Genomic DNA, 23,653 nt, shown 5'->3' with positions numbered 1-23,653 from the left:
ACTGCTTGCCGAAGCTCAACCGGCGTATCGCGTCGCATGGACCCGATAGGCTCAGAACGTCAGCAGGCCGGTGCTCGCAGGGAAACGTGGCACTGTAGCGATCGATCATTGCGCTGGCTCTGCTGGAACATTGCTTCCCAGCCTCGCCAGTTGGCAAAAGCAAGTCAAGCAAGGGTTTGCGAGAGAGTATTGCGAGCCCGCCGGATACGTCAGTCGTGCAAGAAGCTGTTGAATACCCTGGCGACCGCCTCAGCGCCAATGTCATCGTCCAGATGCAAATGATGCCCACCCACCAGGCGGCGGATATCGAACGGGAAGCTTTCGACAAGCTCAAGCAGCTCAGGCTGCATCATCAACCCCTGCTCGGCCAGCACCAGGCTGGTCGGGCAAGCGACCCGACTGACGAAGGCCAATGCATGGGCGCGGGTCAGCCGCATTGCCGAGGGAAGCATCAGGCGTGGATCGGTGCGCCAGGTGTAGCCGCCGGGCACAGGCATCAACCCGCGCTGTGCGAGCATCTCGGCCGCCTCGCGACTGACCGCGCCGACACCTTTCAGCCGCGCTTCCACAGCCTGGTCGAAACTCGCGTAGACCGGCTTGCGCTTGTCGTTCACCGCGAGCAGCGCCTCGAGGGCGGAACCAAGCTTCTGCGGCGCGCTATCCGCCTCGCCGGTGTAGGGAATCACGCCGTCGATCAATGCGAGCCGCTCGACGCGCTCGGGTAGCGCACCGGCGAGCAGCACGGAAACGATCGCGCCCATGGAGTGCCCGAGCAATGAAAAGCGCTGCCAGCCAAACTGCTCGGCGACCTGCAGCACGTCATGGGCGTAGTCCCAGATGTTGTATCCGGCCCCGATCGGACGATGATCGGAATGGCCGTGACCAGGCAGATCCAGCGCCACGATGCGCAGCCCTTTCAGCCTGGGCGCCAGCCGGCTGAAGGTCGCCGCGTTATCCAGCCAGCCATGCAACGCAATCACCGGCTTACCATCGTCGGGCCCGTAAAGATGCGCCGCCACCTCGAGATGCGGCAGGCTCAGCCGGACTTCTTCGAACAGCACGCTCATGCAGCCCCCTTGGAAAGCTCGGTATAGCTGCCCCAGCGGCCAAGTAGTTCACGCAGCTTTTCGGCGGTCTGCTGCGGCTGTTCGAACGGAAACATGTGGCCTCCTGGCAAGCTGTGCGCTTCGCCACGCGACATCAGCCGCAGCAGATAACCATGATGCGGCAGCACGACACGACTATCGCGCCCGCGAATCATCGCCAGCGGAATCTTCAAGGCCGGCGGCCAACCGGGAGTGAGATGAGGCACGCTGCGATAGATGCTGATTTCGGTCTGCGGATCGAAACGCAGGCGCACCCCCTGCCCCACAGGCTCCAGACCATGCTCGATATAGGCTTCGAGGCATTCCGGATCAAAGCTGCTGAACAGGGCTTTACCGGCGAAATAGGCGCGTGCCTCTTCGACACTGGCGAACTGTTCGCGCCGTCCTAGCGTGCGGCCAGCCGGCGTCAGCCGGTCGATGAAACCGAGGCGCTTGGCCGCCCAGATCACCGTCTGGTCGAACCAGGTCGGTATCGGCGAATCCAGCATGACGACCCCGTGGTACAGCTCCGGGCGCAGCAGCGCGGCGCGGTAGTGCAGCATGCCACCGAACGAATGCCCTACCCCCCACACCGGCTCGTGCAATCGATCTAGCTGCTCGAACAACTCGTCGAGCAGGTTGTTCCAGTTATCGTCGACCGGAAAGCGCGGGTCGTGCCCATGGCGGTCCATGTGCGTGACCCGGTATTCCGGCGCCAAGGCGTCGAACAGCTTGCGATAGGTGGCCGAGGGAAAGCCATTGGCGTGGGCGAAGAAGATGCGTTGCGACATGAAAGGCATTGCCGGACAGACTGAAGCCTCATTGTCTGGCAGGCCTCGGCAGGCGGCAATCGCCATAGCCCTGCCGAATGAAGGGCATTCAGGCCAATCAGCAGGCCGCAATGTCCCAAGTTTGCTGTCAGCCCGCCGAAGCACCTTTTTCCAGCGGCACGATCGCGACAGTCAAACGCGAAATGCAGCTTGGCTTGCCGTCCTCGCCGCTGAGACGGATATCCCAGACATGGGTCGAACGTCCCAGGTGCACCGGCCGGCATACGCCGGTCACGCGTCCGCTGCGCAAACCGCGCAGATGGTTGGCGTTCACTTCGAGGCCAACGCAATAGAACTTGCTGCTGTCGATGCAGTGATAACTGGCCATCGAACCGAGGGTTTCAGCCAGCACTACAGAGGCACCGCCATGTAGCAGGCCGTAAGGCTGATGGGTGCGTGCATCGACCGGCATGCTGGCGGTGATGGACGAGTCATCGAAGGTCTCGAAGCGGATGTCCAGCAATTCGGTGATGGTGTTCTTGCGGGTACTGTGAAGCTCTTCCAGGTTGGGCTGACGGTGCCAGATACTCAAGGCGCATACTCCTGACGTCTATTGTTGTTCTTGATTGATGTGCCGCCGTGAGCAAAACAGCCTGGCGGACCGGTCAACCCTAACCAACGTGACGCAAGGACACCAGCCGCATCAGCCCTCCGGCAATTGCCTCACCCTCCAGCTCCGCCAGGGACGCTGTCGCCATCGGCACAGGCTCCGCATAGTTGCCGTTCACCAGCCAGCCGGCAAGATTGCCGACGAAGGGCTGGTGGGTAACCAGTAGCAGATCGCTTTCGCCGCGCAGATCTAGCTGCCGCAATGCCTCGGCAAGATCGGATTCCGGTGTCGCCCAGTCAACCGTCTCACACTGGCCGACGAAGCCGAGAGCCTTGCGCACCTCATCCGCAGTCTGCTGCGCGCGCTGGAACGGACTGACCAGAATCGTCTTCAGCGGCTTGCCGCGAAGAAAGGTGGCGCTGCGGCGCACGTCGCGGCGCCCTCCCTCGGTCAGGTTGCGCTCCGCATCGGTGCGCGCACGGGGCTCGGCTTCGCCGTGTCGTAGCAGCCACAGCTTCATGCCGTCGGACCCTGCTGGGAGTCCTTCGGCTCGTTCGGCGCAACGGGCGGAGTCGGGGTGGTCAGCTCGACATCCGCCGGACGTGGGGTCGGCCAGTCCGAAAGCGGCCAAGGCTTGCGTTCGGTATTGAAGGTGGCGAAACGGCCAATCTGCGCGATGTACTGGCTGAGGCTGTCGCCAAAGCCCTGCAGGCTGGTGTCCGGCCCCCCCTTGACCAGGCGCATTACCAGCTGCAGCACCACGACCACCAGCAGGGCCAGTTCGGCCAATTGCCAGACGAAGAAGAAGATCAGCATCCAGACGGCTCGCAGGATAAGCGATTCCCGGTCCGTTGCCTGGTTCGATTGACTCATGGAATGTCCCCTACGCTCGGCTCAGAAACCGTCGGTTGAAATGAAGTCCACATCGGTCTTGGGCTCGCCACGCATCAGCACACCGATGATCTGATCGAGCGTACGCCCCTCGAACAGGATGGCATGCAGACCCGCGACCAGTGGCATGTACACCTGCAGCTCCTCGGCCTTGCACTTGAGCACCTTGATAGTGTTGACGCCTTCCGCGACCTCGCCCAGCCGGGAAACCGCCTCATCAAGGCTGAGGCCTTCACCGAGCGCAAAGCCCACTTGGAAATTGCGGCTTTTCTGCGATGTGCAGGTGACGATCAGGTCGCCGACGCCGGCCAGGCCGAGAAAGGTCATGGGATTGGCGCCCAGCTTCACGGCGAAACGAGTCATTTCCGCAAGAGCGCGGGTGATAAGCATGCTACGGGTGTTCTCACCCATGCCCAGAGCTGCGGCCATACCCGCCATGATCGCGTAAACATTCTTCAACGCCCCACCCAACTCGACGCCGAAGCGATCCGAGCTTGCGTAGACGCGGAAGGTGCGGCCGTGCAGCACCTGCTGGACGCTGCGGCAGAGCGCCTCGTCCTGACTTGCCACGACCGTTGCGGTCAGCGCGTGCTCGGCCACCTCACGCGCCAGGTTCGGGCCAGACAACACGCCGATGCGCGCCTGCGGCGCGATCTGCTCGAGAATCTGGCTCATCAGCATGAAGCCGTCAGCCTCGATGCCCTTGGTGGTACTGACCAGCATCTTGCCGCCGAGCTGCGCCGCGAACGGCTGCAGTGCCTGGCGCAGCGCGCTGGACGGCAGCGCAACGAAGATCAGCTCGCAGGCATCGAGGGTCGACGAGAGATTGGTGGTCGGCTCGACCTGCGCAAGGATCTCGACGCCTTTCAGATAGCGCGGGTTCTGTCGCAGCGTCCGGATACTTTCGGCCTGCTCCGCATCGCGCATCCAGAGCAGGACGTGGTGACCATTCTCGGCCAGCAGATTGGCAATCGCGGTACCGAAACTGCCGCCGCCGAGTACCGCGATGGGTTGCTGTCGTGTCATGTGGAATCCGTTGTTGGCCATCCGAAATGGCAGTGCCGGGCATTATACGTTTCATCTTCACAGCGGCCAGCGCAACTACGGGGCCCAGTGAAATCATTTGGTTACAGTCGTCACGAAGGCTAGTCCAGAGCCTCCCGGGGGCCTTTGGATCGGTATTCGTTCACGCCATGCAACCGTCACTGCAACGATTGTCTATAGAGGACACGCTGTCGCAAGGTCCTCGTTCGCCGTTAAGGAGTGTTAAAGTAGCCGCCCAATTCTGTCTTTGCGCGTTCAGCCGCAGGTACGGGTTGAATGGCGTCGCTGTTGGCGGGCTGTGACTTTAGCCACAACGCGGCAGTCTATGACTAGTCTTGATGATCAGGCCTTGAATTCTGGCCCGGTATGTAAGCAGCAAAGCCCTTCGCAAGGGGCCCATTGAGGAATACGCATGACCAAACAACACGCCTTTACTCGGGAAGACCTGCTTCGTTGCAGCCGCGGCGAACTCTTCGGTCCCGGTAATGCGCAACTGCCCGCGCCGAACATGCTGATGGTCGATCGTATCGTTCACATCAGTGAAGTGGGCGGCAAGTATGGCAAGGGCGAACTGGTCGCCGAACTGGACATCAACCCTGATCTCTGGTTCTTCGCTTGCCATTTCGAAGGCGATCCGGTCATGCCCGGCTGCCTGGGCCTGGATGCTATGTGGCAACTGGTCGGCTTCTACCTCGGCTGGCAGGGCAACCCCGGCCGTGGCCGTGCCCTCGGCTCCGGCGAAGTGAAGTTCTTCGGTCAGGTTCTGCCGACCGCCAAGAAAGTCACCTACAACATTCACATCAAGCGCACCATCAACCGCTCGCTGATTCTCGGCATTGCCGATGGCACCGTCAGCGTTGATGGCCGCGAGATCTATAGTGCCGAAGGCTTGCGCGTCGGCCTGTTCACCTCTACCGACAGCTTTTGAAGGACATCCGCATGCGTCGCGTCGTGATCACTGGCCTGGGTATCGTTTCTTGCCTGGGCAATGACAAAGAGACCGTCTCCGGCAACCTGCGCGCCGGCCGCCCCGGCATCCGCTTCAACCAGTCCTACGCGGACATGGGGTTGCGCAGCCAAGTTTCCGGTTCCGTCAACCTCAACCTCGAAGAGCTGATTGACCGTAAGGTCCTGCGCTTCATGGGTGACGCTGCCGCCTACGCCTATCTGGCAATGGAGCAGGCCGTGAAAGACGCCGGCTTCACCCTCGATGACATCTCCAACCCGCGCATCGGCCTGGTGGCCGGCTCTGGTGGTGCTTCGACCATCAACCAGATGGAAGCCATCGACATCCTGCGTGACAAGGGCGTCAAGCGCATTGGCCCATATCGCGTGCCGCGCACCATGAGCAGCACGGTATCCGCCTGCCTGGCCACGCCGTTCCGCATCAAGGGCATCAACTACTCCATCGCTTCGGCCTGCGCCACCAGCGCGCATTGCATCGGCCATGCCATGGAACAGATCCAGATGGGCAAGCAGGATGTGGTCTTCGCCGGTGGCGGCGAGGAAGAGCATTACAGCCAGAGCTGCCTGTTCGACGCCATGGGTGCGCTGTCCAGCCAGTACAACGATACGCCGGAGAAAGCCTCCCGCGCCTACGATGCCAAGCGTGACGGTTTCGTAATTGCAGGCGGCGGCGGCATGGTGGTGGTCGAAGAGCTGGAGCACGCCCTCAAGCGCGGCGCCAAGATCTACGCGGAAATCGTCGGCTACGGCGCCACTTCCGACGGCTACGACATGGTCGCCCCGAGTGGCGAAGGCGCCCTGCGCTGCATGCAGCAGGCGATGTCCACCGTCGATACCACCATCGACTACCTCAACACCCACGGCACCTCCACGCCGGTAGGCGACGTGGCCGAGATCAAGGCCGTGCGAAACATGTTCGGCGACAAGATCCCGACCATCAGCTCGACCAAGAGCCTGTCCGGTCACTCTCTGGGCGCCGCTGGCGTTCACGAAGCGATCTACTCGATGTTGATGATGGAAGGCAGCTTCATTGCCGGCTCGGCCAACATCGACGAGCTGGATCCGGAAGTCGCCGACATGCCGATTCTTCACGAAACCCGCGAGAACGTGCAGCTCGACACCGTGATGAGCAACAGCTTCGGCTTCGGTGGCACCAACGCTACGCTGGTGCTGCGCCGTTACAAAGGCTGAATCGACTAGCGACAAACAAGAACGGCGCCCTAGGGCGCCGTTTTTTGTTTCCACCTCACGCCGTCACACCCGGCGCTCGGCGCCCCCATCGATATCGCCATGGGCAATACATGAAGCGGCGGTGAACAACACATCGGTAGAGGAGTTGAGCGCGGTTTCCGCCGAGTCCTGGACGACCCCGATGATGAAGCCGACAGCCACCACCTGCATCGCCAGGTCATTGGAGATGCCAAACAGGCTGCACGCCAGCGGAATTAGCAGCAGCGAACCACCGGCGACACCCGACGCACCGCAGGCACATACCGCAGCCAGAAGGCTGAGCAGCACCGCCGTGGCGATATCCACCTCGATACCCAGAGTGTTGACCGCCGCCAGGGTGAGCACCGTGATGGTGATCGCCGCGCCGCCCATGTTGATCGTCGCTCCGAGCGGAATGGATACCGAATAGGTGTCCTTGTGCAGCCCGAGCCGCTGGCAGAGCTGCATGTTCACCGGAATGTTCGCGGCAGAACTGCGCGTGAAGAACGCCGTGATACCGCTTTCTCGCAGGCAGGCGAATACCAGCGGATACGGGTTGCGACGGATCTGCCAGAACACGATCAGCGGATTCATCACCAACGCCATGAACAGCATCGCGCCGACCAGCACCAGCAACAACCGCATGTAGCCCAGCAGCACGTCGAAGCCCGATTCGGCCAACGTGCCGGCTACCAGCCCGAATACCCCCAGCGGGGCGAAGCGGATGACCACCTTGACGATCAAGGTGACGCCATCGGAAAGGTCACTGATCAGATGCCGGGTGCTTTCTTGTGCATGACGGAAGGCGAAGCCAAGTCCGATGGCCCAGGCCAGGATGCCGATGAAGTTGCCGTCGAGCAGCGCCTGCACCGGGTTAGCCGTGATATTGAACAGCAGCGTCTGCAATACGGCCCCAACGCCCGACGGCGGCGTTACATCCGCAGCACCGCTGACCAGCGTGAGCGTGGTTGGAAATATGAAGCTCGCCAGCACGGCAACGGCCGCCGCACTCAGCGTGCCGAGCGCGTACAACAAGATGATGGGGCGGATGTGGGTCGGCTGGCCGCGCTTGTGGTTGGCCAGTGAAGAGGTCACCAACACGAACACCAGAATCGGTGCTACCGCTTTGAGCGCCTGCACGAACAGATCACCGAGAAGAGCTACGGATTTTGCTGCGCCAGGCAGCAGTAGCGCAAGCAAGGCGCCAGCCACCAGGCCCACGACGATCTGGGCAACGAGGCTGGTACGGCTGATGAAGCGAATGAATCGAGGCATATCGGACATGGGCGCATCTCGCAGCTCGGCAGGTACGGCCCGAAACAGCCCGTGCCTGCCATGGAAAAACGCCGGATGGTACGCCGCTCTCCCGCCCATGCCCAGCGTTGTGCTGTCACGGGGGCACAGGAGGCTGCTGAAGCGCCTACAGACGGCGGGAAGGCGCCATTGCGGCTAGCGCATGTCACACCTGAAAGCGCGCCACCAGACCGTTCAGGTCGATGGCCAGGCGCGCCAGTTCCTGACTGGCCGCGCTCGTCTGATTGGCACCTGCCGAGGACTGCAGCGACAGGTCACGGATATTGACCAGATTCCGATCCACTTCCCGCGCGACTTGCGCCTGTTCTTCTGAGGCGCTGGCAATCACCAGGTTGCGCTCGCTGATCTGGCTGATCGCCGAGGTGATGCCATCAAGAGCTTCGCCAGCCGCCCGAGCCATTTCCAACGTGGTACGGGCACGCTCGTTGCTCGATTGCATCGCGTGCACGGCCTTGTCCGTGCCCTGATGCACGCTGCCAATCATCTGCTCGATCTCACCGGTGGACTGCTGGGTACGATGCGCCAAGGCACGTACCTCGTCGGCCACCACCGCAAAGCCGCGGCCGGCGTCGCCAGCCCGAGCCGCCTCGATCGCGGCGTTCAGCGCGAGCAGATTGGTCTGTTCGGCAATCGAGCGGATCACTTCCAGCACCTTGCTGATGTCCCGCACCTGACCAGCCAGATGCTCCACTTCTCCGGCGGTGTTGGTCACGTCGCTCGCCAGCAGATTGATCGACTCGACTGTCTGCAGCACCTGCTTGCGCCCGCGCTGTGCGGTGTCGTTGGAGTCCTGGGAGGCCTCGGAGGTAGCCACCGCGTTGCGCGCCACTTCGTCTACGGCTGCGGTCATCTCATTCACGGCGGCAGCCGCTTGTTCGATCTCGTGGTTCTGCTGGTGCAGGCCGCGGGTGGAGTCTTCGGTGACCGCGTTGAGCTCCTCGGCTGCCGAGGCAAGCTGATTGGACGAGTCGGCGATGCCCTGAATGGTCGAGCGCAGATTGGCATGCATGGCTTTCAGTTATGTCAGCAGGCGGGCCGGCTCGTCCTTGCCCTCGACCACAAAATCGCCGGTCAGATCACCACCAGCGATACGCTCGGCTACCGAAACAGCAGCTCCCAGCGGGCCCACGACGCTGCGGGTGAACACCCAGGCCAGGGTAACGGTGATAGCGGCAGCGAACACCAGCGTCGCTGCCACCCAGCTGAACGCCGTGTCGTAATGTGCAGACGCGCGACCCGCCGCCCCGCCGGCTTCCTCGCTGTTGATGGTCAGGAGCTGGTTCAGTGACGCAGTCACGTTATCCGCGTGCCCGTTGATTTCGCCGTTGATTATCGTCACGGCCTGGGCGCGCTCACCGCGGAGCACATGCTCGACGACACGTTGCTGAAGCAGCAAGTACTGTTCGAAGCTCTGCTTGAAGCGTTCATACGCAGCACGTTCAATCACTTGAGCGTTGGCGCCAACTTTTTGCCTCTCGCCCTACCCACACCGACTAACGGTTCGATTGCCCAGCCGGACCGGACAGGATGGCCATCACCGGACGTCGAACATCTGCTCGGCCAACTTGCGGTCCCCTTGGAACACCATCAGATGCCATCTGCCGACCACAATCTCATGAGGCTCGGTGAATTCGAATGCCATCACGTCCGTTTCGGCGCCCGACACCAGCGCTTGCACGACCTCGAACTTGTCATGCCGCTTGCCATCGGGTGTCACCACACCTGGCGTCAGGTATAGCAAGGTCAGCGGCGTATCGGCTTCGTGCTTACCAGCGAGGCGATAGCGCAGGCCGAACTTGCTTCCGAGCCGCGCCGGCACCTCAGTCGTCTGGCGAATGGGCTGGTCACGACGAGTCAGCACGCGCTCGCCTGGCTCGAAATCCTCTTTGACGGTTTCGAACACGCCGTACTCCACGGCACCCACGACCTCGACCTGCGCCAGCGCTGCGGGCGAACTCACACCCAGTACCATGGCGACGAGCGCCCAACGACTGAACGACATGGAACCTGCTCCTTCCTGTTTGCGAAGCAGGCAGGTTATGACGCCCCGATTACAGTCTCATGACGCTCAACGTAGCTCAGCCTGACGCTTGCGGGGCAGCAGCGCGAGAAAGTTATCTCGCGCCACGCCTTGCGCTACGGAGGCTGGAAGTGCATCGAGGAAGGGAGCGAAGGCGTGCATGCCGGTCGCCAGGTTATCGAAATGGCCGACCACGTCCGAGCCGATCACGAAGCGCTTGGGATGCCGCTTCACCAACGCGACCCACTTCGGGTCGGGACGCTTCTCTTCGTCCAGCAGATAAGGTTGCAACATCGTCCAGGAAAGGTCGATGTACAGATTCGGATAGTCATCGAGCAGGCGGCTGACCGTATCGTGCAGGAATTCAAGCTTCTCCTGGTGTCGGTGCAGCTCCATGCTGGTTCCGGCATGAGCCCAGATAAAGCGCGTATGCGGATGATTGCGCAGCGGCTCCTCCAGCTCGACCAGGTAGAGCGGATTGCGCTCTCGCTTGGAGGTGATGTTGGAATGCAGCATCACCGGCAGATCGAACTCCGCCGCCAGGTGATAGACCCTGGCCAGCGCCTCGTTGTTGGCCCGCGGGGTGTCGCCCTCGGTCAACGCGGTCACGTCATCGTGCCGGGTGAATACCTCCCCCAGACCCTGCCAGAGGCCCGGGTTCAGCTCCAGCATGCGGCGGATATGCGCGTCGGCGTTCTTGTCGTTAGGGTTGAAACCGGAAAGAAACGGATGGAAGCGCTTGCGCTGCTCCTCATCCAGATCTTCCAGCGCTGCGGCGACCAGCACGTCGGTCGCGCTGTACCAGTACACCGGCGCATCGTCACCTGCGTAGTAGCGAGGCCGCTTGGGCTCGTTCTCGTGCCATTTCTTCGCCACCGGAATGCCGCTGATCATCACGTGATCGATGCTGCCCGCGTCCATCGCTGCAAGCAGATTTTGCATGCCATCGGTTTCCTGGAAAAAATCCACATAGTGCAGATGCGCATCGCTGTAACGATAGTTACGCCCTTCCCCTACCGCGACGGACGACAACGTAACGAGGGCTACAACGGAAAATATTCTGAAAATGTACAAAGCTCGGTCCTCCTGACAGCCAGCGAGTAGACCGCCAGGAGGGCTACCCGTTCAGCTTTGCCGTGCTGCGGGACACGACCAGAAGCTCAGCCGAGGCATACCCCCAACAGTATTTGACTGAAATCAACGACCATCCATCGCCATCAAACTAGTCTCATGATCACCACAGCCGCGCAGCCGCTACCTCACTGCGCGCTGCTTTTCTTCCGCCTCACAAAAGGACCCATCGCATGGCAATGAAAACCATCAGCGCGCACGGAACATTGAATGCCGGAATGGCAATCGAGGTGCAATGCGGCAACCACCGCCTGATCATGGACCAGCCAAAGAGCGCGGCGGGCCAGGACCTCGGCCCGACGCCGCTGGAAGCCATTCTGGCGGCAGTGGCCGGATGTTTCGGCACCATCGGCCGCTTCATCGCTCACCAGCAGAAGATCGAACTGCGCGGCATGCGCTTCGAGATCGAAGCCGATTACGATCCCACCGGACTGCTCGGACGCGATCCTGCTGTACGGCCGGGCTTTCAGGAGTTGCGCATTAAGGTGGACATCGACGCGGATCTGGATCGGGCCGGCAAGCAGGCATTGCTGGAGCAGATCGAGCAGCGTTGCCCGGTAGCCGACAATCTCACCCACGGCACTCGTCTGATCAGCGTCCTGCTCTGAAGCAACCCGAAACGAAAACGGCCCGTCACTTGACGGGCCGTTCGTACATCGCTGCCTGGGATCAGGCCGATAGTTCGACCAGCAGTTTGTTCAGACGCTGCACGTAAGCAGCGGGATCCTTCAGGCTATCCCCCGCCGCCAGCGCAGCCTGGTCGAACAGGATGTGCGACAGATCCGCGAAGCGATCCTCGTCCGGCTCGGCATCGAGCTTTTCGATCAGCGGATGCTGCGGGTTGATCTCGAAGATCGGCTTGGACTCTGGCACCTTCTGCCCGCTTGCCTCGAGAATCTGCCGCATCTGCAGGCCCAGATCCTGCTCGCCAATGGCGAGAATCGCCGGCGAGTCGGTCAGACGATGGGAGACGCGCACCTCGGCGACTTCATCACCCAGCGCGCCCTTCAGGCGCTCGATCAGCCCTTCCTTGGTCTTGGCGATTTCTTCCTGAGCCTTCTTGTCCTCTTCGGAATCCAGCTTGCCCAGATCCAGGTCGCCGCGCACAACATCGGCGAACTGCTTGCCGTCGAACTCGGTCAGGTAGCTCATCAGCCATTCGTCGATACGATCAGTGAGCAGCAGTACCTCGACGCCTTTCTTGCGGAAGACTTCCAGGTGCGGGCTGTTCTTGACCTGCGCGTAGCTTTCGCCAGTCAGGTAGTAAACCTTGTCCTGACCTTCCTTCATGCGCGACAGGTAATCGGTCAGCGAAACCGACTGCTCGCCCGACGCGTCGCTGGTGGAGGCAAATCGCAGCAGGCTGGCAATCTTCTCCTTGTTGGCAAAATCTTCCGCCGGACCTTCCTTGAGTACCTGGCCGAACTGCGACCAGAACTTCTTGTAGTCCTCGGGCTTGTCCTTGGCCAGCTTCTCCAACATGTCCAGCACGCGCTTGGTCAGCGCCGACTTCATCGAATCGATAACCGGATCCTTCTGCAGGATTTCGCGGGACACGTTGAGCGACAGGTCGTTGGAATCGACCACGCCCTTGACGAAGCGCAGGTACAGCGGCAGGAACTCGTCCGCCTGATCCATGATAAACACGCGCTGTACATAGAGCTTCAGGCCTTTCGGCGCTTCGCGGTGATACAGATCGAATGGCGCACGGCCGGGCACATAGAGCAGCGAGGTGTACTCGAGCTTGCCCTCGACCTTGTTGTGGCTCCAGGACAGTGGATTGTCGAAGTCGTGAGCGACGTGCTTGTAGAACTCCTGATACTCCTCGTCCTTCACCTCGGTGCGCGGACGGGTCCAGAGGGCGCTGGCGCGGTTGACCGTCTCCCACTCCTGCTCGGCCGGCTTGTCCTTCTCCTCGCCGTGGAACTCTTTAGGCAACTCGATCGGCAGCGCGATGTGATCGGAGTACTTCTTGACGATGTTGCGCAGGCGCCAGCCATCGGCAAACTCTTCTTCGCCCTTCTTCAGGTGCAGGACGATGCGGGTGCCGCGTTCGGCCTTTTCGACGGTGGCGACTTCGAATTCGCCCTCGCCCTTCGACGACCAATGCACCCCTTCGCTGGCCGGGGTACCGGCGCGGCGGCTGTAGACGTCGACCTTGTCGGCGACGATGAACGCCGAATAGAAGCCCACACCGAACTGACCGATCAGGTGCGAATCCTTCTTCTGGTCGCCAGAGAGATTTTTCAGGAAGTCGGCAGTACCAGACTTGGCGATGGTACCCAGATGCGCGATCACGTCATCGCGGTTCATGCCGATGCCGTTGTCTTCCAGGGTGACGGTATTGGCATCCTTGTCAAAGCTGAGGCGAATCTTCAGATCAGCGCCACCCTCAAGCAGCTCCGGCTTGGCCAGCGCTTCGAAGCGCAGCTTGTCGGCGGCATCGGAGGCGTTGGAAATCAGCTCGCGAAGGAAGATTTCCTTGTTGGAATACAGCGAATGGATCATCAGATGAAGCAGCTGCTTCACTTCGGTCTGGAAGCCCAGGGTTTCTTTTTGAGTCTCCACACTCATCGTCTACAAACTCCACATCAGCGTAATGGCACGGACCGCGGTTGCGGCGATGTCTGGCAGATGGGGGCGTGGCGATGATTTTCAAGGGCAGCCGACGCGTCGCAACGCCGGCCAGTCCAGTCAAGGGTCAACGAGTTCGAGCAGCACGATCTCCCCGGGAGCCAGGTTATAGGTCGCTTCGCCTGGGCCGCTGATGACCCGCCTGATGATCAGATTGCCCTCGCTATCCAGACCAGCGAAGCGCCCTTCTGCAACACCGCCGCGCTCGGTGTGCGCGCGCATCAACAGGTGCTGATAGCGGTCAGGCGTGCGCAGGACCTGCTCCATCGAGAAGCGCAGTCGCCGATCCAGACTGCTTTGCGGCACCGTCGCAGCAACGGGCTCAGCCGCCTTGATCGTCGTTACAGGTGTCTCCACCGCAGGTTCGGTCAGGGGCGGATAGTCATCGCCCCTGACGTGCCAGCCCTGCTCGTTCTTTGCCAGGGGCAGCGTGAACGCCTGCATCTCGCCCTTCACCTGAGCCTGGACCTCAACCTCCAACTCTTCGGCCGGCAACGTGACGACGGGCGTCGATTGCAAAGCGACGTCCCGGCTCGCGTGACGACGCTGCAGGTAGTCCTCGATCACGAAGGCCAGGGTGTCCCGCGAATCATGGCGGCGGTCGACCTGACCGTTCAGGTAGCGCAGGCGATCGGTGTACAGCTCGATGACGCCGGTGATGCTGGTGTCGAACTGTGGCGGCAGCACGAGATGGAAATCGCCACGCAGCTTGTTCGGCGCCACCGGTTGCAGATCAAGATGCAACGTGTAACCGCGATCGAGGCGTCGCGTCTCCGGCAGCTCCTGATCGGGGTTCAGCCAGGCGATTTCGACCTCAGGCACTGCGCCGATGTCGTCGGGCAGAACGTCGATGCGCAACGCACCCTCGATCGGTTCGCGCAGGCGAATCGTCACCTCCTGGCGAGCGAAGAAGCCCTTCCCCTCACGCAGATTCAGTACGCCATTTATGAGCTCACCCTGTTGCGGCGCGAATCGACGTCCGTTCAATTCCCCGCGCACCCCCATGGCAAGATCCGGCTCGACCTGGGTTGGCAGCCAACGCAGACTGAAAATCGCCTCCAGCCGCTCGGCATCGCGACTGGCCAGCAGCGACAGCCCCACGATCAGCGGAATGAAACCCAGACAGGACAGGATCAGTGCCTTGCGCGCAACGCGCCAGTGACTGAATACGAACGCCAACGTCAATGGAGGCAGCAGGCTACCCAAGCCCCAGAGCAAGCTCGTCGAGAATGCCAGGCTGATGAGCCAGACGGCGCCAGCAAGAATCAGCAGCAAGCCGCCGAGGATGAGAAGTGCTTCCATTCAAGTTCCTTCACGCAATCGCACAAGGTGACGCCGCACACCGCAACGCCACCCTGACGAATGCGTCAGGGCTCGTCGATCTTGAAATGGCAGCGGGCGGTGGCGATGGGCTCGGCCTGATGGGTCTGCCAGGCGGTGATCGCGACATTGGCGACCCTGCGACCCTGGCGCCAGACCTGGCAGGCGGCAAAGGTGTCACGATAGTGACCGGCGCGTAGATAATCTATCGAGAAGTCGATGATTTTGGGCAAATGTGGCGCGCCCATGAACATCAGCAGATGCAGCATCGCCGCGTGCTCCATGAAGCCTGCGATGACCCCGCCGTGAATGGCCGGCAGCGGATTGCCGATGTTGTCCTCGTTCTGCGGCAGACGAAAAACCATTTCGTCACCGAGCCGCAGGCACTCGATGCCGATCAGCTTGGCGTACGGCACCAGTTTGATCAGCGAGTCGTAATCGTTGTTGGCGTGTGCATGCTGGACCAGCTCGTTGAGGTTGAGATCGCTCATGCGCCGCCCTCCTTGCCCATGGCTGCCGGTGCAGCCTTGCCCATGCGCATGAAGGTGCCTACCACATGAGCGATCGGTTCGTTGATGTCGCGCTGATAGGCGACGCCACGAGTAAAGATGACCGTTGGGGTGACGCGGTAGCACTCGGCGAAGCCGAAGATATCGTGTCCGGCCTCGGCGGGATGCATGTAGTCGATTCGCAGATCGAGCGTCGGGCAAACTTCCAGCTCCGGCAGGGCGCAGGCCGTTGAAATGCCGCAGGTGGTGTCCATTAGCGTGGTGATCGCGCCGCCATGGACTCCGCCGGTTTCCGGGTTTCCGATGATCTTCTCGCTGTATGGAAGGCGCAGGGTAAGGCCGCGGCTGTCGGCATGCTCGACTGTAAGCCCCAGCACCTGACAGTGTCGCAGAAAGGACAAGAAGCGCTGGGTGCGCTCGAGTATCTGGCTATCGCTCATTCGAATTCTCGGGGGATGGCTCAAGGCGCGCATGATACCGCCTTGCCATGCACGCGCCCTATTCCTTGGGCATTTCGGCCGGGGAAGTTGGCGTGAATACCATCACCCCGAGCACGTCCGAGTGGAATTCGCGGCGGTAGAGGATCAGGACCACGCCTGTGGTGACCAACATGAAGAACCAGGGGTGAACGAACCAGGCCAAGGTGGCCATGCCGAAGTAATAGGCGCGCAAGCCGAAGTTGAACTGGTTGGCCGCCATGGACAGGACCCGCGCCGCACGCTCGGCGAAAGCCCTGCGCTCCTGATCACTGACGTTGCGCTCGCCCACCATCGGCGCCGAAGCAACCAGTACCGCGGCGAAGTTGTACTGGCGCATGCACCAGCTGAAGGTGAAGAACGCATAGACGAAGACGACCGCCAGACACAGCAGCTTGACTTCCGAAAGACCGCGGCTGACCGGTTGCGCAAATGGCAGGTCGGCCAATAGCGAAACCGCTCGATCGGATGCACCCAACGCGGTCAGGATGCCTGCAAGGATGATCAGCGTGCTGGATGCAAAGAACGATGCGTTGCGCTCCAGATTGCCGATCACGTTGGCATCGGCGATACGGTTGTCACGCAACAGCAGGCGCTGCATCCAGTCCTGCCGATAGAGGTGCAACACACTCGCCAGACAAGCCGTATCCCGACCGCGCCAGCTCGCGTAGCGGGTGTATCCAGCCCAACAGACGATGAACCAGAGCACGGCGATCAGATGCGGCAGGGTTGAATCGGATAACGTCATGGCGCGCCCTCGGAGACATCACGCGATTATAGCCAGCACCGCGTCGCCGAAGCTTGCGCCTAATGTCAGCGCTACCCCGCGACCGATCTATCGTCAGCCGCGGCGCAGCGCGAGAACAAGTCAGGCGTGATGCTGTGCCTGATCGGCGCGACTGAGCAGGCGATCAGTGACGACTGCAAACACCAGCATCACCAGAACCGGAACCAGCCAGCCCATGCTCTGATCGGCCAATGGCAACTGCGTGAACAGCACCGGAACCCAATCGGTGAAGCCCGCGGCGGCAAGTCCATCGACAACGCCGAAGATCAGCGTCACCGCCATGACCGGCACGAACACCCGCGAGGGCGAAACCCAGAAGCGATCCAGCAAGCTCAGAGCAACCAGGACGATGGCCAGCGGGTAAAGGCCCACCAAGACCGGCACCGACACACTGATCAACTGCGTCAGACCCTGGTTGGCCGCCAGCAGGCTGAACAGAGCGAAAACGACCACCACTGTGCGATAGGAAACCGGCAGCAATGCGCTGAAGAACTCGCCACAGGCCGTGGTCAGGCCGACCGCCGTGGTCAGGCAGGCCAGCGTGATGACTACTGCGAGCAGCAGGCTGCCCGGTGTGCCGAACGTATGTTGCACGTAGGTCGTCAGAATCTGCACGCCGTTCTCCGCACCGGCGGCGATGCCCTGGCTGGTAGCACCGAGATAGAACAGAGCGAGATAGACCAGCGACAGCCCGACCGCAGCTATCACGCCGGCAATCATCGAGTAACGGGTAACCAGCGCGGGCTCGGTGACACCGCGGTCGCGAATGGCGGTGGCGATCACGATGCCGAAAACCAAAGCGCCGAGGGTATCCATGGTCAGATAGCCCTCGAGAAAACCCTTGATCAGCGGCGACGCACGGTAACTCTCACTCGCAGCACCGACCTCTCCCGCCGGGGCGAAAATCGCCGCGCCACCGAGCACCAGCAGTGCCGCCAGCAGCACCGGCGTAATGAACTTGCCGATACGGTTGACCAGCTGACCGGGGTTCAGCACCAGGAACAGCATGGCCGCGAAGAACACCAGCGTGTAGATGAATAGCGGCATGCCGGCGTTACCGCTGAATGGCGCAATGCCCATCTCGAACGAAACGACGGCGGTGCGCGGAGTCGCGAACAGCGGACCGATCGCCAGGTAGACGGCCACCGCCAGCACCGTACCAGCAACCTTGCCGAGCGGTGCGGTCAGACGGTCCATGCCCCCACCCACTCGCGCCAGCGCAACGACGGTCAGCAGCGGCAACCCGACACCTGTCAGCAAGAAGCCCAATGCCGCCTGCCAGATAAACTCGCCCGACGCCATACCGGCGCTGGGCGGGAAGATGATGTTGCCGGCGCCAAGGAACAGCGCAAATGTCATGAAGCCAAGAGCCAGCAGGTCGAAACCTTTCAAACGATTCATGCGGAAAAAACTACCAAATGGATGACGGCATAAATGAACGCGACGCACATGCCACGAGCGCGACGGGTCAGCGGTTCATATTGGCCTGAATGATGGGATTACGGGTTTCCTTCAGGGATAAGGGGAAACGTCATTCAGCCGGTTGGGCCGAATCCTTCGTTGCACGCTGTCGCTCTTGTGGACCGAACAAGCGTATGAATGAGCGGCAATGATGCCACGATGCGGCGATGGATGCTGACCGGAGCGTCAGCATTGGCCGCGAAAAAACGTCGCGCCGCAGGGTTGAAGCGCTCAACGCGTGATAGATGAAGCGCGGGACCAAGCAGCGATTGAAGCTGCAACATTACCAAACCCAAAGCTGAAAGCCCCGAGGCAGAACCGTCAGGTCTGCCTCGGGGCATGCGAAGACTGAGCAGCTCGAACGCCCGGCTGCAGCCGGGCGGGCGTCACATCAGGCCTTCATTTCCCAGCCAGTCACTTCCGCCAGCGCCTTGCCGATATCGGCAAGCGAGCGAACGGTCTTCACACCGGCGTCCTGCAGGGCTGCGAATTTCTCTTCCGCCGTTCCCTTGCCGCCAGAAATGATCGCGCCGGCGTGCCCCATCCGCTTGCCAGCCGGAGCGGTGACACCCGCGATGTAGGAAACGACTGGCTTGGTCACGTTGGCCTTGATGAAGGCCGCCGCTTCTTCCTCGGCCGAACCGCCGATCTCGCCGATCATGACTATGGCCTCGGTCTGCGGATCATCCTGGAACAGCTTGAGGATATCGATGAAGGTCGAGCCCGGAATAGGGTCACCACCGATGCCAACACAGGTCGACTGGCCGAAACCGGCGTCGGTGGTCTGCTTCACGGCTTCGTAGGTCAGCGTGCCGGAACGCGAGACGATGCCGACCTTGCCGGGCATATGGATGTGCCCAGGCTGAATGCCAATCTTGCACTCACCCGGCGTGATCACACCCGGGCAGTTCGGCCCGATCAGGCGCACACCCAGCTCGTCGCACTTGATCTTAACCTCGAGCATATCCAGTGTCGGAATGCCTTCGGTGATGCAGACGATGAGCTTGATCCCACCGAAAGCCGCTTCGAGGATCGAGTCCTTGCAGAACGGCGCCGGCACGTAGATCACCGAGGCGTCAGCACCGGTGGTCTCGACGGCCTCCCGAACGGTGTTGAATACCGGCAGACCGAGGTGCATGGTGCCGCCCTTGCCCGGCGTGACGCCGCCGACCATCTTCGTGCCGTAGGCAATGGCCTGCTCGGAGTGGAAGGTACCTTGCGAGCCGGTGAAGCCCTGGCAAATGACCTTGGTGTCCTTGTTGATCAATACGCTCATTACTTGCCCTCCGCGGCTTTGACAACCTGAATGGCCGCATCGGTCAGGCTGTTCGCACCGATGATGTTCAGACCGCTCTCACTCAGCATCTTGGCGCCCAGGTCGGCGTTGTTGCCTTCCAGCCGCACCACCACCGGCACCTTGACCCCCACTTCACGCACGGCACCGATGATGCCCTCGGCGATCATGTCGCAACGCACGATGCCACCGAAGATGTTCACCAGAACCGCAGCGACATTGCTGTCGGAGAGAATGATCTTGAACGCTTCGGTCACGCGCTCCTCGGTGGCGCCACCGCCCACGTCGAGGAAGTTCGCCGGCGCGCCGCCGTGCAGGTTGACGATGTCCATGGTGCCCATGGCCAGACCGGCACCGTTGACCATGCAACCGATGTTGCCGTCGAGCGCCACGTAATTCAGCTCCCACTTGGCAGCATGCGCCTCGCGCGGATCGTCCTGTGACGGGTCGGCCATGTCGCGCAGCTTCGGCTGGCGATAGATGGCGTTGCTATCGATGTTGATCTTGGCGTCCAGGCAGTGCAGATTGCCGTCGGTCTTGATCACCAGCGGGTTCACTTCCAGCAGGGCCAGGTCATAGTCTTGGAACAGCTGGGCGAGGCCGACGAAGATGTGTACGAACTGCTTGACCTGGTCACCCTTGAGGCCCAACTGGAACGCCAGTTCGCGCGCCTGGAAGGGCTGCGCGCCCACCAGTGGATCGATGGTGGCCTTGAGGATTTTCTCGGGCGTGTCGTGAGCGACTTTTTCGATGTCCACGCCACCTTCGGTCGACGCCATGAAGACGATCCGGCGACTGGCGCGATCGACCACGGCGCCCAGGTAGAGCTCCTTGTCGATATCGGTGCACGCCTCGACCAGAATCTTGCTGACCGGCTGACCATTGGCATCGGTCTGGTAGGTCACCAGACGCTTGTCGAGCCACTGCTGGGCGAACGCCCGGGCCTCATCCTTGCTGCGAACCAGCTTTACGCCACCCGCCTTGCCACGTCCACCGGCATGCACTTGGGCCTTGACCACCCATTGTGTGCCGCCGATCTTGTCGCAGGCTTCCGCTGCTTCCTTCGGGCTATCTACCGCATAGCCTTTGGACACGGGCAGACCGTATTCAGCGAACAGTTGTTTACCTTGGTACTCGTGAAGATTCATGCTTTCTACCGTCTGTTTGGTATTGGCGCATTTACGGCACGACGAACCGCCGTGCCTCCCTCACAAGTCGCTGAAAACTATCTGCTAATTCACGATACCTCTCAGCGACCTGCAATCCTTTTCGAATCTGCAGTTTGCAAAAGGCCCGGCGTATCCGCAGATACGTCGGGCCCGGGTACAGCACGAAGCCGATTAGCGCTTCTTGCGATTGGCGATATGGATGGCGTGGCCATTCACTGCCAAGGCCGCTTCATGCAGCGCTTCGGACATCGTCGGGTGCGAGAACACCATCATGCCCAGGTCTTCGGCACTGGTGCCGAATTCCATGCCGATCGCGCCTTGCTGAACCAGCTCGGCAGCGCTTGGGCCCATGACATGAACGCCCAGCACGCGGTCGGTCTTGGCATCGGCGATGACCTTGACCAGACCAGCGGTGTCGTTGGCAGCCATGGCACGTCCGCTGGCAGCGAACGGGAAGGTACCGACGTTGACTTCAACGCCTTCAGCCTTGAGCGCCTGCTCGGACTTGCCGACCCATGCGATTTCCGGGTGAGTGTAGATGACCGACGGAATCAGGTCATAGTTCATCTGGGTCTTGTGACCAGCGATACGCTCGGCAACCATCACGCCCTCTTCCGAGGCCTTGTGGGCCAGCATGGCGCCGCGAACAACATCACCGATGGCGTAGACGCCAGGGACGCTGGTCGCGCAGTAGTCGTCAACGAAGATGAAACCGCGCTCATCCATATCGACACCAGCATCGGCAGCCAGCAGCTCGGAGGTGACCGGACGACGGCCAACTGCGACGATCAGCTTGTCGAAGGTCATCTGCTGCTCGCCTTCGGCGCTGGTGAAGTTGACGGTCACTTGATCGCCCTTCACTTCCGAACCGGTCAGACGAGCGCCCAGCAGAATCTTCAGACCCTGCTTGGAAAGAACCTTGAACGCTTCCTTGGAGATTTGCTCATCGGCAGCTGGCAGGAACTTTTCCATGGCTTCGATAACGGTCACTTCCGCGCCGAGGCGCGCCCAGACCGAACCCAGCTCGAGGCCGATCACGCCAGCACCGATGACGCCGAGCTTGCCCGGAACGCTCTGAAAGTCCAGTGCGCCGGTGGAATCGACGATGACGTTCTGATCGACCGGCGCCGGCGGAATGTTTACCGGAGTCGAGCCGGAGGCAAGGATGACGTTCTCGGCAGCCAAAGTCTGCACGTTGCCGTCCAGGCCGGTCACTTCAACCTGCTTGCCGGCCAGCAGCTTGCCGTGGCCTTCGAATACGGTCACACCGTTGGCCTTCAGCAGAGCCGAAACCCCACCGGTAAGGTTCTTAACGATCTGGTCCTTGCGCGCGACCATGGTCGAAACGTCCATGGCCACTTCGCCAGTGCTGATGCCATGAACCTTGAAGCTCTCGTGGGCTTCATGAAACTTGTAGGAGCTGTCCAGCAGCGCCTTGGAAGGAATGCAACCTACGTTCAGGCAGGTGCCGCCCAGAGCGGTCTTACCATCCTTGCCCTGGTATTTTTCGATACATGCGGTCTTCAGACCCAGCTGGGCTGCACGAATGGCGGCCACATAGCCGCCAGGGCCGGCACCGATGACGACGACGTCGAATTTCTGGCTCATTACGAATCCTCTTCAAAAGCAGCTAAAAGCCAAAGGCTGTAGGTAGCACGGCCGGCTTTCACCTGACCTGCCAGCTGCAGCCCGTGACGTTTCTATCAGATATCCAGCAGCAGACGGGCCGGGTCTTCCAGCAGGTCCTTCATGGTAACCAGGAAGGTCACCGCTTCCTTGCCGTCGATCAAGCGATGGTCATAGGACAGGGCCAGGTACATCATCGGCAGGATGACCACTTGACCGTTAACGGCCATCGGGCGTTCCTGGATCTTGTGCATACCGAGGATGGCGGTCTGAGGCGGGTTGACGATCGGCGTCGACAGCAGCGAACCAAACACACCACCATTGGAGATGGTGAAGGTGCCGCCAGTCATCTCTTCGATGGTCAGCTTGCCGGCCTTGGCCTTCTTGCCGAAGTTGTTGATGCCGCCTTCGATCTCGGCCAGGCTCATGTGCTCGGCGTTGCGCAGGACCGGAACCACCAGGCCGCGGTCGCTGGAAACGGCGACGCCGATATCCTGATAACCGTGGTAGACGATGTCATTGCCATCGATGGAAGCGTTGACGCCCGGCTGGCGCTTGAGTGCTTCGACCGCGGCCTTGACGAAGAAGGACATGAAGCCCAGGCGCACGCCGTTGTGAGTCTTCTCGAACAGGTCCTTGTACTTGGAACGCAGCTCCATGATCGGCTTCATGTTGACTTCGTTGAACGTAGTCAGCATCGCCATGGAGGATTGCGCTTCGACCAGACGCTCGGCGACCTTCGCACGCAGGCGGGTCATCGGCACGCGCTTCTCGACACGATCGCCTTCGGCGAAGATCGGAGCGGAGGCAGCTGGAGCAGCCGGCTTGGCAGCAGCAGCCGGAGCGGATTTCTTGGCTTCGACGGCGGCAACGACATCTTCCTTGGTCACACGACCATCTTTACCGGTACCGGCGATGCTGTTCGGATCGATGCCGTTCTCTTCGGCCATCTTGCGCGCAGCAGGAGCCAGGATTGGCTCTTCACCTGCGGTTGCGGCAGCAGCCGGAGCAGCAGTTTGAGCCGGGGCAGCAGCCGGCGCAGGTGCGGCGGCGGCAGTAGCACCAGCCTCCAGCTTGCCGAGCAGCTCGCCGCTCAGCACGGTATCGCCTTCGTTCTTGACGATCTCGGTCAGCACGCCGTCAGCTTCGGCGAGCACTTCCATCACCACCTTGTCGGTTTCGATGTCGACGATCAGCTCATCACGCTTGACCGCGTCGCCCGGCTGCTTGTGCCAGGTGGCAACGGTGCCGTCGGCAACCGATTCTGGGAATGTAGGGGCTTTGATCTCGATAGCCATTATTCAGGGGTCCTATTGATTCGGTTTCTACATCGAGGC

Annotated in this window: 22 protein-coding genes and 1 pseudogene; 3 read left to right on the top strand and 20 right to left on the bottom strand. The window is 61.3% G+C overall.

The window, feature by feature from the left end; genetic code table 11:
- Positions 1-209 precede the first annotated feature (209 nt).
- The 6 genes from BM275_RS05385 to BM275_RS05360 all read right to left on the bottom strand — a co-directional run bounded on the left by BM275_RS05385 (position 210) and on the right by BM275_RS05360 (position 4,382).
- Entirely contained in the window at positions 210-1,067 is an 858-nt protein-coding gene (locus BM275_RS05385) for an alpha/beta hydrolase (protein ID WP_090519754.1), read from the bottom strand.
- Positions 1,064-1,876 carry an alpha/beta fold hydrolase gene (locus BM275_RS05380; RefSeq protein ID WP_046620181.1) on the bottom strand — a complete coding sequence of 271 codons (813 nt, stop codon included), beginning with the start codon at positions 1,874-1,876 and terminating at the stop codon, positions 1,064-1,066. Before BM275_RS05380 ends, BM275_RS05385 begins: the two co-directional genes overlap by 4 nt.
- 127 nt (positions 1,877-2,003) lie before the next feature.
- Complete coding sequence (locus BM275_RS05375; RefSeq protein ID WP_044314286.1) at positions 2,004-2,447, bottom strand: hotdog fold thioesterase; 444 nt, start codon at positions 2,445-2,447, stop codon at positions 2,004-2,006.
- 79 nt (positions 2,448-2,526) lie between these two features.
- Complete coding sequence (gene sixA, locus BM275_RS05370) at positions 2,527-2,985, bottom strand: phosphohistidine phosphatase SixA (protein WP_044314285.1); 459 nt, start codon at positions 2,983-2,985, stop codon at positions 2,527-2,529.
- A complete protein-coding gene (locus tag BM275_RS05365) occupies positions 2,982-3,338 on the bottom strand; it encodes a DUF4389 domain-containing protein (RefSeq protein ID WP_090519753.1) in 357 nt (118 codons plus the stop codon). Before BM275_RS05365 ends, sixA begins: the two co-directional genes overlap by 4 nt.
- A gap of 21 nt (positions 3,339-3,359) precedes the next feature.
- A complete protein-coding gene (locus BM275_RS05360; RefSeq protein ID WP_090520512.1) occupies positions 3,360-4,382 on the bottom strand; it encodes an NAD(P)H-dependent glycerol-3-phosphate dehydrogenase in 1,023 nt (340 codons plus the stop codon).
- 430 nt (positions 4,383-4,812) lie between these two features.
- Here BM275_RS05360 and fabA point away from each other — a divergent pair, with 430 nt between their 5' ends.
- Positions 4,813-5,328: a 3-hydroxyacyl-[acyl-carrier-protein] dehydratase FabA gene (gene fabA, locus BM275_RS05355; protein WP_003285418.1), complete on the top strand. Its 516-nt coding sequence runs from the start codon at positions 4,813-4,815 to the stop codon at positions 5,326-5,328.
- A gap of 11 nt (positions 5,329-5,339) precedes the next feature.
- The gene (gene fabB / locus BM275_RS05350) at positions 5,340-6,557 is read left to right on the top strand and encodes a beta-ketoacyl-ACP synthase I (protein ID WP_046620178.1); all 1,218 of its coding nucleotides are present in this window, start codon (positions 5,340-5,342) and stop codon (positions 6,555-6,557) included.
- 63 nt (positions 6,558-6,620) lie between these two features.
- Here fabB and sstT read toward each other — a convergent pair whose 3' ends face one another.
- The 4 genes and pseudogenes from sstT to BM275_RS05330 all read right to left on the bottom strand — a co-directional run bounded on the left by sstT (position 6,621) and on the right by BM275_RS05330 (position 10,983).
- On the bottom strand, positions 6,621-7,859 hold the full coding sequence (gene sstT, locus BM275_RS05345) for a serine/threonine transporter SstT (RefSeq protein WP_046620177.1): 1,239 nt from the start codon (positions 7,857-7,859) through the stop codon (positions 6,621-6,623).
- A 175-nt stretch (positions 7,860-8,034) separates the two neighbouring features.
- A pseudogene (locus tag BM275_RS05340) lies at positions 8,035-9,330 on the bottom strand (methyl-accepting chemotaxis protein); the annotation flags it as partial.
- Between the two features lie 93 nt (positions 9,331-9,423).
- On the bottom strand, positions 9,424-9,891 hold the full coding sequence (locus BM275_RS05335) for a DUF3859 domain-containing protein (protein ID WP_090519751.1): 468 nt from the start codon (positions 9,889-9,891) through the stop codon (positions 9,424-9,426).
- A gap of 66 nt (positions 9,892-9,957) precedes the next feature.
- Positions 9,958-10,983, bottom strand: a complete 1,026-nt coding sequence (locus tag BM275_RS05330) for an amidohydrolase family protein (protein WP_090519749.1) — start codon at positions 10,981-10,983, stop codon at positions 9,958-9,960.
- A 230-nt stretch (positions 10,984-11,213) separates the two neighbouring features.
- Here BM275_RS05330 and BM275_RS05325 point away from each other — a divergent pair, with 230 nt between their 5' ends.
- Positions 11,214-11,648 carry an OsmC family protein gene (locus BM275_RS05325; protein WP_090519747.1) on the top strand — a complete coding sequence of 145 codons (435 nt, stop codon included), beginning with the start codon at positions 11,214-11,216 and terminating at the stop codon, positions 11,646-11,648.
- Positions 11,649-11,709: 61 nt separating this feature from the next.
- On the opposite strand, the gene htpG is transcribed toward BM275_RS05325, so the two are convergent.
- The 10 genes from htpG to odhB form a co-directional block, all read right to left on the bottom strand.
- The gene (htpG, locus tag BM275_RS05320) at positions 11,710-13,614 is read right to left on the bottom strand and encodes a molecular chaperone HtpG (RefSeq protein WP_023447226.1); all 1,905 of its coding nucleotides are present in this window, start codon (positions 13,612-13,614) and stop codon (positions 11,710-11,712) included.
- Between the two features lie 120 nt (positions 13,615-13,734).
- Positions 13,735-14,976 carry an MFS transporter gene (locus BM275_RS05315; protein WP_090519745.1) on the bottom strand — a complete coding sequence of 414 codons (1,242 nt, stop codon included), beginning with the start codon at positions 14,974-14,976 and terminating at the stop codon, positions 13,735-13,737.
- Positions 14,977-15,041: 65 nt separating this feature from the next.
- Entirely contained in the window at positions 15,042-15,485 is a 444-nt protein-coding gene (locus BM275_RS05310) for a PaaI family thioesterase (protein ID WP_014820469.1), read from the bottom strand.
- The gene (locus tag BM275_RS05305; protein WP_041014092.1) at positions 15,482-15,943 is read right to left on the bottom strand and encodes a PaaI family thioesterase; all 462 of its coding nucleotides are present in this window, start codon (positions 15,941-15,943) and stop codon (positions 15,482-15,484) included. The genes BM275_RS05310 and BM275_RS05305 overlap by 4 nt, the downstream gene beginning before the upstream one ends.
- Positions 15,944-16,001: 58 nt before the next feature.
- Positions 16,002-16,727 carry a DUF599 domain-containing protein gene (locus tag BM275_RS05300; RefSeq protein ID WP_014820471.1) on the bottom strand — a complete coding sequence of 242 codons (726 nt, stop codon included), beginning with the start codon at positions 16,725-16,727 and terminating at the stop codon, positions 16,002-16,004.
- Between the two features lie 120 nt (positions 16,728-16,847).
- Positions 16,848-18,167 (bottom strand): branched-chain amino acid transport system II carrier protein, encoded by a 1,320-nt coding sequence (brnQ, locus tag BM275_RS05295; RefSeq protein WP_046620163.1) that lies wholly within the window; start codon positions 18,165-18,167, stop codon positions 16,848-16,850.
- A gap of 451 nt (positions 18,168-18,618) precedes the next feature.
- Positions 18,619-19,503: a succinate--CoA ligase subunit alpha gene (gene sucD, locus BM275_RS05290; protein ID WP_014820473.1), complete on the bottom strand. Its 885-nt coding sequence runs from the start codon at positions 19,501-19,503 to the stop codon at positions 18,619-18,621.
- Positions 19,503-20,669: an ADP-forming succinate--CoA ligase subunit beta gene (sucC, locus tag BM275_RS05285; RefSeq protein ID WP_011913022.1), complete on the bottom strand. Its 1,167-nt coding sequence runs from the start codon at positions 20,667-20,669 to the stop codon at positions 19,503-19,505. Before sucC ends, sucD begins: the two co-directional genes overlap by 1 nt.
- 192 nt (positions 20,670-20,861) lie before the next feature.
- On the bottom strand, positions 20,862-22,298 hold the full coding sequence (gene lpdA / locus BM275_RS05280; RefSeq protein WP_090519744.1) for a dihydrolipoyl dehydrogenase: 1,437 nt from the start codon (positions 22,296-22,298) through the stop codon (positions 20,862-20,864).
- 95 nt (positions 22,299-22,393) lie between these two features.
- Positions 22,394-23,614: a 2-oxoglutarate dehydrogenase complex dihydrolipoyllysine-residue succinyltransferase gene (gene odhB, locus BM275_RS05275; protein ID WP_023447232.1), complete on the bottom strand. Its 1,221-nt coding sequence runs from the start codon at positions 23,612-23,614 to the stop codon at positions 22,394-22,396.
- Positions 23,615-23,653: the final 39 nt, after the last annotated feature.

This window comes from Stutzerimonas kunmingensis, from assembly GCF_900114065.1.
GTDB lineage: Bacteria > Pseudomonadota > Gammaproteobacteria > Pseudomonadales > Pseudomonadaceae > Stutzerimonas > Stutzerimonas kunmingensis.
This window is presented reverse-complemented; position numbering and strand designations above follow the sequence as displayed.

Coding starts and splice junctions, on each gene's coding strand:
- BM275_RS05300 (WP_014820471.1), bottom strand. CDS start 16,727: ATGACGTTATCCGATTCAACCCTGCCGCATCTGATCGCCGTGCTCTGG.
- sucD (WP_014820473.1), bottom strand. CDS start 19,503: ATGAGCGTATTGATCAACAAGGACACCAAGGTCATTTGCCAGGGCTTC.
- BM275_RS05335 (WP_090519751.1), bottom strand. CDS start 9,891: ATGTCGTTCAGTCGTTGGGCGCTCGTCGCCATGGTACTGGGTGTGAGT.
- BM275_RS05380 (WP_046620181.1), bottom strand. CDS start 1,876: ATGTCGCAACGCATCTTCTTCGCCCACGCCAATGGCTTTCCCTCGGCC.
- htpG (WP_023447226.1), bottom strand. CDS start 13,614: ATGAGTGTGGAGACTCAAAAAGAAACCCTGGGCTTCCAGACCGAAGTG.
- fabA (WP_003285418.1), top strand. CDS start 4,813: ATGACCAAACAACACGCCTTTACTCGGGAAGACCTGCTTCGTTGCAGC.
- odhB (WP_023447232.1), bottom strand. CDS start 23,614: ATGGCTATCGAGATCAAAGCCCCTACATTCCCAGAATCGGTTGCCGAC.
- sstT (WP_046620177.1), bottom strand. CDS start 7,859: ATGTCCGATATGCCTCGATTCATTCGCTTCATCAGCCGTACCAGCCTC.
- brnQ (WP_046620163.1), bottom strand. CDS start 18,167: ATGAATCGTTTGAAAGGTTTCGACCTGCTGGCTCTTGGCTTCATGACA.
- BM275_RS05360 (WP_090520512.1), bottom strand. CDS start 4,382: ATGACACGACAGCAACCCATCGCGGTACTCGGCGGCGGCAGTTTCGGT.
- BM275_RS05325 (WP_090519747.1), top strand. CDS start 11,214: ATGGCAATGAAAACCATCAGCGCGCACGGAACATTGAATGCCGGAATG.
- BM275_RS05315 (WP_090519745.1), bottom strand. CDS start 14,976: ATGGAAGCACTTCTCATCCTCGGCGGCTTGCTGCTGATTCTTGCTGGC.
- BM275_RS05305 (WP_041014092.1), bottom strand. CDS start 15,943: ATGAGCGATAGCCAGATACTCGAGCGCACCCAGCGCTTCTTGTCCTTT.
- lpdA (WP_090519744.1), bottom strand. CDS start 22,298: ATGAGCCAGAAATTCGACGTCGTCGTCATCGGTGCCGGCCCTGGCGGC.
- sucC (WP_011913022.1), bottom strand. CDS start 20,669: ATGAATCTTCACGAGTACCAAGGTAAACAACTGTTCGCTGAATACGGT.
- fabB (WP_046620178.1), top strand. CDS start 5,340: ATGCGTCGCGTCGTGATCACTGGCCTGGGTATCGTTTCTTGCCTGGGC.
- sixA (WP_044314285.1), bottom strand. CDS start 2,985: ATGAAGCTGTGGCTGCTACGACACGGCGAAGCCGAGCCCCGTGCGCGC.
- BM275_RS05365 (WP_090519753.1), bottom strand. CDS start 3,338: ATGAGTCAATCGAACCAGGCAACGGACCGGGAATCGCTTATCCTGCGA.
- BM275_RS05385 (WP_090519754.1), bottom strand. CDS start 1,067: ATGAGCGTGCTGTTCGAAGAAGTCCGGCTGAGCCTGCCGCATCTCGAG.
- BM275_RS05310 (WP_014820469.1), bottom strand. CDS start 15,485: ATGAGCGATCTCAACCTCAACGAGCTGGTCCAGCATGCACACGCCAAC.